Below are 14766 nucleotides of genomic sequence, written 5' to 3' on the forward strand. Positions count from 1 at the left end.
CCAACGTCCTGGAGCCGGAACTCGACCAGAACTGACAAGGAAATCTACAATCGACACCGCGCAACGCCCAACCCCGCCGAATCGGTCACGTTCCCGAAATCGGCGGTCACGTTCGCCGAAATCCGCAGGATACGATAAAGGGGTCGCTGAAGCTCCCCATGAACGCGAGCAACGCCAGCCAAAAAAAAATTGCCTTCGAAAGCTGTGGCGCGCACCATTGACGATACGCGAACCAGAACAGACCTGCCCCGAGAAGGATCGTCGTGATGTGCGTGGGTGCGGTGCCGAGAACACGCATCGAGTGGTCGTCGATGACGATTGGAAGTCCCAGGCACACGAACACCGCTGCCTGTTGCCATCGGCTATCCGGGGTGATCTGACCGGTCATCCAGATGCAGGAGCAGACAACAGCTGCCCAGACCATCGCTGGAAAAATAAACAGGATTCGAGGGGTTAACCCCAGGAAGAGAGTCAACACACCCTCTGGAAGCAAATCCGTGAAATAGAATGGGTCGGGGGGGAATTCCCAACCGCGAAGCAGAGGATTGCCGAGCACTATGTCTCGGGCTGCCAACAACGAGTTCACGTCATCGCTGGTTCGTGCCAAAAAATGAAACAGCGAAAAGTACGTTACCGTGAGGACAATGAATGCGGATAGATATATTGGCGAGCGTAAATATCCCCAACGGTTTCGACTGCGAACCATGAACACACCTTTTGAGGTAAGGTTGCGAGACGAACTTTTCGATAGCACATATGCAGCTTGATTGACCGCGAAAACTACCTTTCGTGCTCCGCCATTGAGTATTCCGCTGGCTTATTTCAGGCCGCGCCGGGATGCCGACCAGGCAACGGTCCATTAACTTTCCGAGGATTCTATGGCAATTTTCGACCAGGGAGAACTGAAAGAAATCGACGAGATTCTGGCCTTCATCGAGAACGGAGCCACTCGTGACGTCAACCTGCAGGACCGCTTGGCGAGGATTTCGATCAGAGCTGCCGGCGAACTTCGTACGCTGAACGAGATGGATCCCTTCTCCGACGAGTACCTGACGAAAATTCGCCAAGTTCACGAAGAGATCGTGGGTCAAATGCATACTTTGGAGCCGCGAGCCACGCGTCAGTCGAACCATGAAGGTGAAAGTTCGGGGCCGTATCCATGGGATGCCCGACATCCGAAGTCGGTTGCTGCGATGCTTATCGCATGCGGGTTCCTGATCCAGGTTGCAGACATCCCGCGTCACGGACGCATCCTCGAAGTGGGTTGCGGTACGGGTTCGCTGACCTGGAATCTGGCGCGTATGGGATATCGAGTCGACGCGCTGGACCCGAGCTTCGCGCAATGCGATTCGGTCGTCGCCACGACCAGGGATCTGCCATTCGTGCCGAATGTCATCGCGTCGACGCTTAACGACTGGATCGATAAACGCCAAAAAAGCTATAAATACGACGCAGTGATTTTTTTTGAATCGTTCCGCCGTATCATGGATCACAAGTCTTGTCTCGAGAAGCTTACGCGAGACGGGCACATTGAAGATAACGCCAAAATCATCATTGCCGCAGAGTCAATTTTTCCGAGCACTTCCGAGCTGCTCCCGTATCCTTGGGGGCCTCGTCTGGATGGCGCATCACTGCGCTCGATGCGCAAATGGGGGCGGCTTGAACTCGGGTTTACACGAAGGTATCTGCAAGACTTATTGGCTCGGGTTGGCATGCAATATAAGCGTCTCGAAACGGACCTGGCCCTTCCGTTATCGCAAATCGTCGTCGGATCGCGCCGCATTCAACGTCCATATTGTGAAGTTCTACTGAAAGACGACTCTCGTCGTTACAAGGCTACGATCGAAGAGGGGTTCAATCTCGCCGCAGAAGGGTTCCCAGGCTTCCTCAAATGGGCCTCTGGCCTCTCGTTCAGGGAGGACTGGGGGCGATGGACGGTCGGCTCTCGCGTTGAGTTGGTGTTTAACGAGCAGTTACCGTCAAACGTGGAAATACTGCTCGAACTTCATCAAGTCTTTGGGCCAAATGTCGGCAAGTACCTCACTGTAGTGATCGACCAGAAGTCTCAGGTCGAGACTCTAAGGATGGTAGAAGACAAAAAGTCATATTCGTTCAGGTTTCGTGACGTAAAGACAAAGATGCTGACGCTGCTGATCCCGTGTCCAGGCAGACCCAAAGAAGTGCCAGAGTGGGGCAATGAGGACGCCCGCCAGATCGGAGTCGGAATTCGCTCAATTGCGTTCCGCGAACTGTAGCGAATCGTCCGGTGCGGAGAAAAGCTTTTGACTGCAGGCGAGGGGACGTGCACATCATCGCAAAGATGGTATCGGCGATCGACGCCCAAACCTCCGGCAACAGATGGTGGCAGTCTCGTTCGCCGATTTCATCGTTGAGTACCGCTCGAGTCACGGGATCGCGTCTATGTCAAAGCCGGGCGGGTGCGTGGGGACTTCGGGTGACGCCATATTTGCGCTTCTGCTTATAGAGAATCGTTGTCTAGCTGCGGATCGTATACAAATACTTACACCTCAGGATTGCAAATGAGTCTACAAAGCAGGAAGGTACGCATTGTTGATGCCATTTTCGACATTACTGGCGACAGCGGCTATCTCACCAGCATGGGCGACACATTCGAGCCGGCGACGCTCGACGTGCTGCACTCCCTGGTTACCAACGAGTCGCATGTTATCGACGTAGGCGCGAACATCGGATTTACGTCCATCGCTTTTTCTACATTCTGCCCAAACGGCAAGATTGCCGCCGTTGAACCTGTGCCTCGAACTTTCGAGCTATTGGAGAAAAACCTGTCCGCAGCTGGAGTGACTAACGTGTCGCGTCTTAATTTCGCGTTGGGCGCGCAGGCTGGCGAATTGAAAATGCAGGGAAATCCTGACTTCCTGGCTGGATCGTTCGTTGCCGACAAGTTCTCGATCAACGACGGCATCCATTTCGTAGACACTGTGCCGGTCTATCGTCTGGACGAAGCATTCGAATCCATGGGCCTCGCGCGTGTTGACGCGATGAAAGTCGATGTCGAGGGTTTCGAGCTCGATGTCTTCGAAGGCGCCCGCGCAACCCTCGAAACTTTCAAGCCTCTGGTGTTCATGGAGATGAATCACTGGTGTCTTTCCATGTTTCGACGAATGACTATTCCAGATTTTCGCGAACGGCTCCTCTCCATCTTTCCTTACATCTACGCCATCCACGGTTTGGAAGCGTGCGATATGCGCGTCGAGAATGTCGCCTATTACGTCGCTCATGAGCACCTGACGCAGAACAAATTTACCAACCTCATTGCCGGGTTCGACAAGGATCGCGTCGCTACGGCCATCGAACGATACAAGGAGCGGCGCGCTGCCCATTTGCCAGCGTGGGCGGGGCTTTTGCCGCATGAGATCGATGCATTGATCGCTCGAGCGAAAGCCGCGGAAGAACGCGCGAGGATTTATGAGTACCGTTCCGAAGTGCTGGAGAAGGTCGTCAATGACAAGGAGCGATTGATCTGGGCACTTGAAGAAAAGCTCGCTCGGAAATAGACCAGACTGCGCCGGCAACTCCAGCGCGAGTGCCGAATGAGCGGGGCGCCGCGAAGACCGTGCGGCGTTCTGAATGGCTGAATAGAACCCGCCGTCCGTGCGACTTAACTCATGAGGAGAAAGGAGCACCCATGACTCTCTTTAATCAAGCCGAATTCGCAGAGTTGGATCGCATGCTTGCAGATGTCGAGCATGCTGCTCAGGATAATGCTGATCTCGTTCGGCGCTTGGCGGCGTTTTCTATCTCACCCAGTGGCGATCTTTCTGAAATGAAACGCCTCGACCCGGTTTCCGATACTTATATTGCCCGTGTGAAATCGGTACACGAGGAAATCATTGGTCGGACGCATGACGCCCATCTCGAAGGGTTGCCGGACGCGAACCTCAATCCGGAGCATGAACGGGACTGGCCGTATCCTTGGGGTACCAAATCCGCAGGGACCGTGGGTATATCGCTGATTGCATATGGGTTTCTTATCAAGGTCGCCAACCTTCCGCCGAGCGCGCGCATTCTTGAAGTGGGTTGCGGTGTGGGTTCGCTGACCACGAATCTGTCGCGCATGGGATATCGCGTCGACGCTCTCGATCCGAACGAGTTGCAGTGCAAGATCATTCGCGATGCAACGAAGCACTATCCCGAGCCGCCAAACGTCATCGCGCAAACATTGGACCAATGGTTAGCGTCCAGGACTGCAAACTACAAGTACGACGCGGTTATCTTTTTCGAGTCGTTCCATCACGTCATCGATCATCGAGACTGTCTGCGCGAAATGCTCATTAATCACCTGGAGCTCGATGCAAAGATAATACTGGCGGCGGAACCTATCCTTGAACAGGAGAACTCGCTGCTTCCCTATCCTTGGGGGCCGCGCCTCGACGGGGAGTCCTTGCGGGCGATGCGCCGCTGGGGCTGGCTCGAATTGGGATTTACGCGTGCGTATATCAAGCGGCTATTCGACGATTTCGGGCTTTCCATCGAAACGTTCAGCTGTGTCGACGCGCTCCCGCTTTCTCAAGTCGTCATTGGCCAAAAGCCTCTCAATACCGTCAATCGGACGATTGATAACGGGAGCCGCTATGCCGCTGCGCTGGAGGATGGAATAGCTCTATCCATCGACGGAATGCCTGCCTATGTCTCCTCGTTTTCGGGACTCTCGGTAGCGGAAAGTTGGGGACGATGGACTATCGGCGATATCGTGAAGCTTGAATTTACGCACAAGCTGCCACGCGACTTTGCGCTCAGGTTGGAACTCAAAAGCGTCTTCGGTCCCAACGTGAGAAAAGACCTGCAGGTACGCGCCGGCGCAAAGACGTCCGCTAAGAAGCTCGCGCCGATCGAAGAGGCGACGACCTATGAATTTTGCTTCAACGATGTGGACGCAAATGCGCTGGAGTTCGTCATTCCCCATCCTTGCCGGCCGAAAGATCTGCCTGGGCTCGGCATCGAAGATCCCCGCCGCATCGGAATCGGCATCGAATCGCTAACTATCATGCCGCGATAATCCACTCTGCGAGCGCTGCGAGAGGCCGTTTGGCTGTCCTGGTTGCGCAAGGGAGAAGCATGACCGCAAGTCCTCTTTCACCGAGTAGGCGCAGCCGATCCCGCGCAACGCGCGCCGCCCGATGCGCCAGCGCGGGCGAACGCGTTGCCGAACGGATTTACGTCGGTCCTCCATGAGGCGACGCCGAGTTGCACTTGCTTTAGACGACTATGCTTCGATTAGGCCAAAGAGTTCGTCAAAGCTTTTTTCCCACGTTTGTCGCTCGAACCACTGTGGAATCTGCGCTTCATAGGCCTTCAGTCGTTCGGGGTCGTCGATCAGACCGCGAATCACCCTATAGGCCTGGCCCGTGTCGTACGAGTCGAACATCAGCGCAGGGAACGGATTGATCTCCGGAAGGCTCGTGTTGTTCGAGGTGACGCATACTTTGCCGTAAAACAGGCTTTCGCTCGCAGGCAAACCCCATCCTTCGGCATGCGACGGGAATGCCGTAAACATGCAGCCTTTCAGCAAGCCGACCAGCTGTTCGTCCGTGATGCCGTGACGGATCTCGATCAGATCCTTGACGAGCGGGTCATGCGAAAGCAGATAGACGAGATCGCTCGCCAGCCATCCCGCGCGACCTACCAGAACCAGCTTTGGGCAGCGTTCAGCGAGGTCTGCCGCAAGTTTTCGCCAGACGTAGTACAGCAGCAGATGATTTTTTCGTATCTCTATCGTTCCAACGCTGAGCACATATGGCCGGTCGATGTCCGGCGCGACGCCCGTCTGGCCCATATCGTTGCCGCTCTTCATCACGACCGTCTCGGCCCGCGGTGCCAGGATGCTGCGCACATCGCGGGCTGTGCTATCCGATACACAGACGTACCGGTCGACGACAGTCGGAAGCAACCTGAGGAATTGAGCCGCACGGTTGCCGAATTCCTGCTCGAAAAACATCGGCGATTTGATCGGGATCAGGTCGTGGACGAGATACTCGAAGATCGTACGCGGGTGCTCACGCCTCAATTCGGCCATACAACCATAGTACGGCGCGTGGTCCCAGCCGACTTCGCAAAAGAAGATCCGATCGCCTTCCGCAAGCTGCGATGTGAGCGGGTGACCTGCGGGGCAGCGGTCCGCGTTGAACGGTTCGTCTCCAGCGGCAAGCCGCTTGAAGTACGCGACGTCCCGGATGGCAATGAACGATTCTTCCGTGCGGTGGTAGTAAAAATACCGCACATCGTCGCGACGCAAGCTTTGCAGGAAGATGTTTTGCGTGACGCGCGGGATGCCGTGCGGTTTTGGTCCCCAGTGCTCCAGAAGTGAGACTTCAATCCACACCTGATTTATGCTCACATTCATCCTCTGAGGCAGGGTTCAATTGGGGCTCCGATCATACCGGGTTCCAGGACATCCTTGGTTGGTTGCCGGGAGGGCCAAGCGACTGCGTCGCACGTACAGTCTGGTAACACCGCAGGCGCGAAGTGCGTCGGAGCGACCCACAGTTGGAAGACTCGCGTATGGCGCTGCCCCATGCAGACTGCCGGCACACACGCGGTGGTTTAGAATTCTAAGCTTTTGGCTTCCACAAAAGGCGATGCCAGTCGCTGCACTCACCACTTGCCCGTTGTTCCATCTGCTCGTGTGGGCCGTCGCCGCACTTGCCGCCTGCGCCGCGATCCTGTGGACGCTCTTGCGCACCGGCCTCGCGTGGCGGCTCGCCACTGACATCCCCAACGACCGCTCGCTGCACACGCGCCCGACGCCGCGCGTCGGCGGCTGGGGCATCGTGCCGGTCGCGGTGCTGCTGATCGTGCTCGCGGCGCCGTCGCTGTGGCTGGCGGCGCTTGCCGCGGCGCTGCTCGCGGCGCTCTCGCAGATCGACGATCGACGCGGCCTGCCAGCGCGCGTGCGCTTCGGCGGCCATGCGACGGCGGTGGCGGCGCTGATCGCCGTCTATCCGGCCGACGTGCCCTGGTGGGCGCTCGCATGCATGGCGGTGCTACTGGTGTGGCTCGTCAATCTCTACAACTTTATGGATGGCTCGGACGGCCTGGCGGGCGGCATGGCGCTGTTCGGTTTCGGCGGCTACGCAGTGGCGGCCTCGCTGTCGAGGCACGCGGACCCTGCGCTCGCCACGGCGAGCCTGATCGTCGCAGGCACGGCCGCGGGTTTTCTGCTGTTCAACTTTCACCCAGCGCGCATCTTTCTCGGTGACGCCGGCTCGATCCCGCTCGGCTTTCTGGCCGGCGCGCTCGGCTATTGGGGCTGGCGCGAGGGCGTCTGGCCGGTGTGGTTTCCAGCGCTGTGCTTCGCGCCATTCATCGGCGATGCGTCGGTCACGCTGCTCAAGCGCCTGCTGCGCGGTGAAAAATTTTGGCAGGCGCATCGTGAACACTACTATCAAAGACTGGTGCAGTCGGGTTTGGGGCACGCATCGACCGCGTGGATTTGGTATTTGTTCATGGCGGCGGGCATAATGCTTGCTGTCTGGGCGCTACAATTCGCTCTTCTGTATCAATGGCTGGTTGTCGTCGCATGGGCTGCCGTGCTGGTCATAGCGGGGCTGTGTATTGATCGCCGCTGGCGGCGCCATGTGTCCCGTTCCGGGCCAATCTGAGGTTCTGCGCAATGAAAAGCTTCAAAGCCAGATGGCTTTCGTTCAGTGCGTTTGCGTTCGACCTGTGCGCGGTGGCCATGGCCTGGCTGCTGGCCTATGTGATCCGGTTCAACGGACCGGTGCCCGCGCCGTTCTGGTCGAGCGGGCTGCATGCACTCGTGTGGGTGCTGCTGATCTATGCGGTGATGTTTCGCAGCTACGGCCTCTATCGCGGCATGTGGGTGTTCGCGAGCCTGCCCGATCTGGTGCGGATCGCGAAGGCGATCGGCGTCGGCGCGCTCGTCGTCGTGATCGGCTCGGCGCTGTTGCAGCCGGCGCCGGTGGTGCCGCGCTCGGTGCTGATCGTGTCGCCGATGCTGCTGTTCCTGACCATGGGCGGCTCACGCGCGCTGTATCGCGCGGCCAAGGAGTTCTATCGCTACGGCGGGCTGGTCGGTCAGGGCAAGCCGGTGCTCGTGCTGGGCGCGGGCAATGCCGGCGCGAACCTCGTGCGCGAGCTGAAGCGCTCGGGCCAATGGCGCCTCGTCGGTCTGCTCGACGACGATCCGATCAAGCAGGGCCGTGAAATCTACGGCTATCGCGTGGTTGGCGCGATCAGCGATCTGCAGAAAATCTGCACGGAGCTGAAGGTCGAGCACGTGATCATCGCGGTGCCGTCGGCGTCGGTGGAGGCGCATCGGCGCATCGCCACCCTGTGCGTGCGCGCCGGCGTACGCGCGATGACACTGCCCGCGCTCACGCCGCTCACGCAAGGCCAGGCGTTCCTGTCGCGGGTGCGGCAGATCGATCTCGAAGACCTGCTCGGCCGCGACCCCGTGACGATCGACACCGAGCACGTCGCCGCGCTGCTGAAAAACCGCGTCGTAATGGTGACGGGCGCGGGTGGCTCGATCGGCTCGGAGCTGTGCCGGCAGATCCTGCGTTTCGGTCCGGTGCAACTGGTCGCGTTCGACATCTCCGAGTTCTCGATCTACCGCCTGAACGAAGAGCTCCGCGACAAGTATCCGGAAGTGTCGGTGGTGCCGCTCGTCGGTGACGTGAAGGATTCGCTGCTGCTCGATCAGGTGATGGCGCGCTACTGTCCGCACATCGTGTTTCATGCGGCGGCCTACAAGCACGTGCCGTTGATGGAAGAGGTCAACACCTGGCAGGCGGTGCGCAACAACGTGCTTGGCACGTACCGCGTCGCGCGCGCGGCGATCCGCCACGACGTCGCGCATTTCGTGCTGATCTCGACCGACAAGGCCGTCAACCCGACCAACGTGATGGGCGCGAGCAAGCGGCTCGCGGAGATGGCGTGCTCGGCGCTGCAGCAGCAGGGCGCGCGGCGCACGCAGTTCGAGACCGTGCGCTTCGGCAACGTGCTCGGCAGCGCTGGCAGCGTGATTCCCAAGTTCCAGGAACAGATCGCGCGCGGCGGACCGGTGACGGTCACGCATCCGGAAATCACACGCTTCTTCATGACGATTCCGGAGGCGTCGCAACTCGTATTGCAGGCGTCGAGCATGGGGCGCGGCGGCGAGATTTTCATTCTCGACATGGGCAAGCCGGTGCGTATCGCCGATCTCGCGCACGATCTGATTCGCCTGTACGGTTTCACCGAAGAGCAGATCCGGGTCGTGTTCACGGGTTTGCGCCCGGGCGAGAAGCTTTACGAAGAACTGCTCGCCGACGACGAAACCACCACGCGCACGCCGCACCCGAAGCTGCGCATCGCGCAGGCGCGCGAAGTGCCGGACAGCCTGATCGATAACCTGCTGCCGTGGCTCATGCAGCATCGCGTGCCGGCCGACGATGAAGTGCGGCGCGATCTGCGGCGCTGGGTGCCGGAGTATCTGCCGGCGACGGCGACGACGCTGCGTAGTGTGGCGCCGGCGACGCGGGTGTCGTAGGCGTTCCGCTGCCGCGAGTCGTCGGAGTAGTCGAAGCCTTGAATCAGTAACCGCGAATGCGGGTCGTTCGACCCGTTGAAATTGGCCGTTGGATGTTTATCGATAAGAGCCCCAGCAGAGTTGCTGGGGCTTTTTTATTTTTGCCGATCAGAGTTGACAACCTTCGCACAAGCCCCGGCTTTTCGGAGTCGTCTGAAGCCTGCGCCCGGCACATACCCCTAGCATTGAACCGTCGCTGCCCGGTGTGTCGGCCCGCTGAGGTGGCGGCTCTGTTGGCTCTTTTATCCGTGATGCAAATGTTTTGCGCGCACTTGAGGCGCGCTTTTTTGTGCAGGCGAAAGAGACGGCAAATCCGGAATCGACCAGTAGCGCGCCAGTGGCACGCGCGCTTGCGGTCTAGGCGCACCAACGGGAGAACCTATGCAGGACGCAATGACCTACAGTCAGCGCAATGAGGGGGCGTGACACATGGCCTACGCCGGCAAATTTCTCGTAAATAACGAGCCACTATCACCGCTCACCATTTCTGGCATCGGCACCTTCGACGCTTATTCAGGCAACAATCAATACCGTAATCGGGGCGGCTGCACGATGGTGCCTAATGATGGGCCACTCCCTGCCGGTAGATACTGGATCGTCGACCGCCCTACGGGCGGCATCCGGTCTCAGGTGTTTGCATGGGCAAAAGATGAGTGGAATACAGCAATGCGTCACCCATCGAATCACGGTGAATGGTTCGCGCTGTATCGTGATGATGGGACGATTGATGATGTGACGTGGATTAATGGCGTCAAACGCGGGCAGTTCCGTTTGCATCCGGCAGGCGGACGCGGGATTTCTCTAGGCTGCATCACGCTGCCGAGCCATAGCGATTTCATGAGAATCCGCAACGCGCTGCTGCACACCGCGGAAATTCCCGCACGCACTTCGGGGCTTCGCGCCTACGGAACAATTGAGGTCATCACATATGGCAACACTTGCCCGTAGGGTGTTCAAGGTCGCACTGTTCATCTGCCTGTTCTATCTCTCTCTGCTCTATGTCCGTCCATACGCCTATGAGTGGACAGAAAGCGAGTCGCGGGCATGGTTTGCTGCTTCGCGCTGGCTTGGCGTGCGCGATCCCGAAGATTTGTATTTCGTGGTGTGGGTATCGATTGAACTGATTGCGGCGGCGCTGGCGTATGTGGCGATCATGAAGCTATGGCGGTGGTATCGCACGAAGTAGACGAAAGCCCGGGCGACGGGGATTTTTTTGCTCAGGAGAGTTTACGACACCGGCAAATTTCTCGTGAAGCATGAGCCCCTATCACCGCTCATCATTTCCGGCATCGGCACCTTCGACGCTTATTCGGGCGACCGGCAATACGGCAATCGGGGCGGCTGCACGGCTGTACCTGACAAGGGGCCGATTCCCGCCGGTAAATACTGGATCGTCGCGCGTCCCGCTGGCGGTGTAGGCTCCAGGGCATTAGCGTGGATGAAAGATGCGTTTAGTGCCTATGATGGGAGTCCAACCGATCACAGTGAATGGTTCGCGTTATATCGTGACGATGGTGTGATTGATGACTGGACATGGGTCAACGGCGTCAAGCGTGGCCAGTTCCGGTTGCATCCGGCAGGTGGTCGGGGTATTTCGCTTGGCTGCATTACCTTGCCGAGCCGTACGGACTTCCTGAGAATCCGCAACTCACTGCTGCACACTATGACGATTCCTGCCGGCAATTCCGGGCTTCGCGCCTACGGAACAATTGAGGTCATCACATATGGCAACACTTGTCCGTAGGCTCTTCAAGATCGCGCTGTTTATTGGGTTGTTTCTTCTTTCATTCCGTTATGTCCGAATATCCGATCCGTGGACAGAAGGTGAAGCGCGAGTATGGTGGGGGGCTTCGGAGAGGCTCGGTGTCCGCGACCCCGAAAACCTGTATATCGGGGTATGGATGACTATCGAACTGATCGCGGCGGTGTTGGCGTATGTGGCGATCATGAAGCTATGGCGGTGGTATCGCACGAATTAGACGAAAGCCCCGGCGACAGGGCTCTTCTTTATCCCGTGCATTGATGAATCTCGAGGAATCTCTGTGACGAGCGGGTTTTATTGCCATTTCTCGAGCCGAATGAACGGATTTCGAATTTTCGGCCGATATCCATGACACACATGAGCCGCTTTGGATGCGGCTCCGTCTATTTCGTCCAACAAAAAGGCGCCCACCGGGCGCCTTTGTCGTTCCTGCCTACCGCTTCCCCTTCCTCACAACCATCCACCTCGGCGACTTGAACCGCACGATGCTCACGTAAAGCCACACATAAGTCGCCGCAAATACGACAACGAAGCAGAACAGATGCAGCGTGTGCCGCCAGAACAGCGTCGCCGGCACGACCGCGATCAGGCACAGCAGCCACAGGTACGGCGACGTCAGCGAGTTGCGGCGCGTCAGCTCGCGCGCGGTGCGCGCGCCGACCGCCCAGCGCATCAGCCGCTTGTAGACCAGCATATGCAGATGCACGCCGTCCGGAATGCCCGGCGACATGCCGCGAATGAACTTCTTGCGGTAGATCGAGAAGCAGGTCTCGAAGATCGGGTACATGAAAAGCAGCACCGGATACCACGCGGATACGTCACGATTGCGCATCACGAGCAGAATCGACAGCTCGGCGAGCATGAAGCCGATGAAGTAAGCGCCGCCGTCGCCGAGAAAAATCAGCCCGGCCGGGAAGTTCCAGATGAAGAAGCCGAGCACCGCGCCCATCATCATGAACGACGCGGACAGCACGACCGGGTCGTGCACCTGGAACGCCACATACGCGAGCGACGCGAACATCATGAACGCGACCATCGACGCGAGGCCGTTGAAGCCGTCGATGATATTGATCGCGTTGGCAAGCGCCGCGACCGCGAGCACCGTGACCACGAACGAGATCGCCGCATATGACAGCAGAAAGTCGAGCGGCGGCACGCTGATGCGCGTCACGGCGATGTCGAGAAAGAACCAGGCGAGCGCGGCGGCCGCCATCGTGCAGACGAGGCGCGCGAGCGGCGACACGCGTTTGGTCAGATCCTCGACGAGCCCCGAGCCGAACGCCGGCATGCCGCACGCGATCAGCCCGAGAATGCTGCCCGAGACGGCCGGATACGCGCGATGCAATTGCACCGCGGAAGCGAGCAGCCCGAGCAGAATCCCGGTCCCGCCGATGCGCGGCACCGGACGCACATGGAATTTCTGCACGCCGGCCAGATCGGTATCGGTCGAGAATTTTTCATGCAGATGCGCATAGCGCACGATCAACAGGGTGATCAGCAGAGAGACGAGAAAGCCGAGCGCAAAACTAAGCATGAAAATGGGCCTGAGCGAAGACGCGGAATTATACAAACGAAACATACGGCGGCCGGCGCGCGGCTGGGACGCAAAGCTTTCATGCGGGCCAGCAGAAATATCCCAGATAGCGAGATCGAAGCGGCCCGCAGAGGCCCGTCAGCGCTGGCTTCTCATGGATTCCCCCTATGCGCCGCACGCGCGCCGCAACCGTAAACCTGGATGCGACGAAGTGTCAGTCGCGCGCAACAAAGGCGTTCCGGAGACCCAATGCTAAACAACATCACAATTCGCGGCGGACTGACGCTCGTGATCAGCGTATTCGTCGCCTTCCTGCTGACAGTAATCGCTGTCGGATACGGCGCGCTGAAGCTCGCCAACGACAGCCTCGACGACACGCAGCGCAGCGAGGCCGCGCTGTCGCATCTGAAGGCGAGTTCCGAGAAGCTCCTGCAGGTGCAACTCGCGCTGGGCACCTATCAGACGTTGTTCAGTATCGGCAAGCAGACCGACGATCTGCTGCCGGCAGCGCACAAGGTGCTGGTCGAATCGAACAACGACTTCCACAACTACATGGCCGGCCCGTTCGCGAGCGACGCCGAGCGCAAGCTCGCGCACAGCGTCGGCGAGGCGCGCGCGGCGCTCGTCGACAAGGCGGTCGAACCGGAATTCAAGGCATTGACCGACTTCGACTTCAACACCTTCCGCACCATCCAGGGGGATACCGCGAACAGCCTGTACGCGTCTTACTCGAAAGCGATCGACGCGCTAGAACAGGCGCAGATGGACAATCAGCATCAGCAGGCCGCGACCGGCGCGCGACGCTTCCAGCTCGCGACAGTGCTGTTCGGCGCGATCGCGGTGATCGCGCTCGTGATTGCCGTGGGCGCGCGCGTCGCGCTGTCGTCGGCGCTGATCAAGCCGGTCAACGCGACGGTCAAGCACTTCGAGCGCATCGCGGCCGGTGACCTGAGCGTCGCGATCAAGGTCAAATCGCGCAACGAGATGGGTCAGTTGCTCGGCGCGCTGACCCGGATGCGCGACGGCCTTGTGGAAACGGTCGGCAAGGTGCGCGGCAGCACGAGCGCGATCACGCAGGGCGCGAACGAGATCGCGTCGGGCAATGCCGATCTGTCGGCGCGTACCGAGCAGCAGGCGGCCGCGCTGCAGGAGACCGCGGCGAGCATGGAGCAGCTGTCGGCGACCGTGAAGCAGAATGCCGACAACGCGAAGCAGGCGAACCGCCTCGCGCACGGCGCGCTCGATACGGTCACGCGCGGCGGCAAGGTGGTGTCGCGCGTGACGGAGACGATGGACGGCATCAGCGATTCGTCGCGCAAGGTCACCGAGATCATCGGCATGATCGAGGGGATCGCGTTCCAGACCAACATCCTCGCGCTGAACGCGGCCGTCGAAGCGGCTCGCGCGGGCGAGCAGGGCCGCGGCTTCGCGGTGGTGGCCTCGGAAGTGCGCAGCCTCGCGCAGCGCTCGGGCGCGGCGGCCAAGGAGATCAAGGAGTTGATCGGCGAGTCGGCGGCGAAGGTCGAGGAGGGCGCGTCGCTGGTGTCGGATGCGCAGAAGACGATTCAGGAAGCGATGAAGGCCGTCGAGCGCGTGACCGGCGTGATGAGCGAGATCGAGGCGTCGGCGCTCGAACAGAGCGACGGCATCGAGCAGGTCAACAAGGCGGTGTCGCAGATCGATGAGGTCACCCAGCACAACGCGGCGCTCGTCGAGCAGGCGGCGGCCGCGGCGAAGTCGCTGGAGGAGCAGGCCGTCGTTCTGAAGGACGCCATTGCGGTGTTCCGGCTCGAAGAGTCGGGGGCGGCAGCCTAGCGTCCAGCCGAAGAAATGCGTGGCTGTCGATGACATAGCGGGGGTTCAATCATCCTGGTCCCGCGCTTCTTTACGCGCTGGCCG

General features: G+C 59.4%; 14 protein-coding genes. 11 read left to right on the forward strand and 3 right to left on the reverse strand.

Annotation, left to right across the window (positions count from 1 at the left end):
• Window positions 1-106 precede the first annotated feature (106 nt).
• A complete protein-coding gene (locus ACLFKU_RS15265) occupies window positions 107-586 on the reverse strand; it encodes a hypothetical protein (protein ID WP_410849634.1) in 480 nt (159 codons plus the stop codon).
• Window positions 587-878: 292 nt separating this feature from the next.
• Here ACLFKU_RS15265 and ACLFKU_RS15270 point away from each other — a divergent pair, with 292 nt between their 5' ends.
• The 3 genes from ACLFKU_RS15270 (at window position 879) to ACLFKU_RS15280 (ending at window position 5038) form a co-directional block, all read left to right on the forward strand.
• Entirely contained in the window at window positions 879-2255 is a 1377-nt protein-coding gene (locus ACLFKU_RS15270; protein ID WP_410849635.1) for a DUF7024 domain-containing protein, read from the forward strand.
• A gap of 285 nt (window positions 2256-2540) precedes the next feature.
• Window positions 2541-3536, forward strand: a complete 996-nt coding sequence (locus tag ACLFKU_RS15275) for an FkbM family methyltransferase (protein ID WP_368585886.1) — start codon at window positions 2541-2543, stop codon at window positions 3534-3536.
• A 131-nt stretch (window positions 3537-3667) separates the two neighbouring features.
• Window positions 3668-5038, forward strand: a complete 1371-nt coding sequence (locus ACLFKU_RS15280) for a DUF7024 domain-containing protein (RefSeq protein ID WP_410849636.1) — start codon at window positions 3668-3670, stop codon at window positions 5036-5038.
• Between the two features lie 207 nt (window positions 5039-5245).
• Here the strand turns inward: ACLFKU_RS15280 and ACLFKU_RS15285 are convergent, their stop codons facing one another.
• Window positions 5246-5977, reverse strand: coding sequence for a glycosyltransferase (locus ACLFKU_RS15285; protein WP_410849637.1), 732 nt, complete (start codon window positions 5975-5977; stop codon window positions 5246-5248).
• 24 nt (window positions 5978-6001) lie between these two features.
• Between ACLFKU_RS15285 and ACLFKU_RS15290 the strand changes: the two genes are divergently transcribed.
• The 7 genes from ACLFKU_RS15290 to ACLFKU_RS15320 all read left to right on the forward strand — a co-directional run bounded on the left by ACLFKU_RS15290 (window position 6002) and on the right by ACLFKU_RS15320 (window position 11550).
• Window positions 6002-6346 carry a hypothetical protein gene (locus tag ACLFKU_RS15290; protein ID WP_410849638.1) on the forward strand — a complete coding sequence of 115 codons (345 nt, stop codon included), beginning with the start codon at window positions 6002-6004 and terminating at the stop codon, window positions 6344-6346.
• Window positions 6347-6617: 271 nt separating this feature from the next.
• Window positions 6618-7640: an MraY family glycosyltransferase gene (locus ACLFKU_RS15295; protein ID WP_410849639.1), complete on the forward strand. Its 1023-nt coding sequence runs from the start codon at window positions 6618-6620 to the stop codon at window positions 7638-7640.
• 11 nt (window positions 7641-7651) lie between these two features.
• Window positions 7652-9532, forward strand: a complete 1881-nt coding sequence (locus ACLFKU_RS15300) for a polysaccharide biosynthesis protein (RefSeq protein ID WP_176109369.1) — start codon at window positions 7652-7654, stop codon at window positions 9530-9532.
• A gap of 468 nt (window positions 9533-10000) precedes the next feature.
• Window positions 10001-10519, forward strand: coding sequence for a DUF2778 domain-containing protein (locus ACLFKU_RS15305; RefSeq protein ID WP_368585890.1), 519 nt, complete (start codon window positions 10001-10003; stop codon window positions 10517-10519).
• Window positions 10500-10757, forward strand: a complete 258-nt coding sequence (locus tag ACLFKU_RS15310; RefSeq protein WP_368585891.1) for a hypothetical protein — start codon at window positions 10500-10502, stop codon at window positions 10755-10757. Before ACLFKU_RS15305 ends, ACLFKU_RS15310 begins: the two co-directional genes overlap by 20 nt.
• 63 nt (window positions 10758-10820) lie before the next feature.
• A complete protein-coding gene (locus ACLFKU_RS15315; RefSeq protein ID WP_368585892.1) occupies window positions 10821-11315 on the forward strand; it encodes a DUF2778 domain-containing protein in 495 nt (164 codons plus the stop codon).
• Window positions 11296-11550 (forward strand): hypothetical protein, encoded by a 255-nt coding sequence (locus tag ACLFKU_RS15320; protein ID WP_368585893.1) that lies wholly within the window; start codon window positions 11296-11298, stop codon window positions 11548-11550. Before ACLFKU_RS15315 ends, ACLFKU_RS15320 begins: the two co-directional genes overlap by 20 nt.
• Before the next feature lie 216 nt (window positions 11551-11766).
• Here ACLFKU_RS15320 and ACLFKU_RS15325 read toward each other — a convergent pair whose 3' ends face one another.
• The gene (locus ACLFKU_RS15325) at window positions 11767-12867 is read right to left on the reverse strand and encodes an MraY family glycosyltransferase (RefSeq protein ID WP_368585894.1); all 1101 of its coding nucleotides are present in this window, start codon (window positions 12865-12867) and stop codon (window positions 11767-11769) included.
• 249 nt (window positions 12868-13116) lie between these two features.
• Between ACLFKU_RS15325 and ACLFKU_RS15330 the strand changes: the two genes are divergently transcribed.
• On the forward strand, window positions 13117-14682 hold the full coding sequence (locus ACLFKU_RS15330) for a methyl-accepting chemotaxis protein (protein WP_410849640.1): 1566 nt from the start codon (window positions 13117-13119) through the stop codon (window positions 14680-14682).
• Window positions 14683-14766 lie beyond the last annotated feature (84 nt).

The organism is Paraburkholderia sp. EG304 (assembly GCF_046543485.1).
Classification (GTDB): Bacteria; Pseudomonadota; Gammaproteobacteria; order Burkholderiales; family Burkholderiaceae; genus Paraburkholderia; species Paraburkholderia youngii.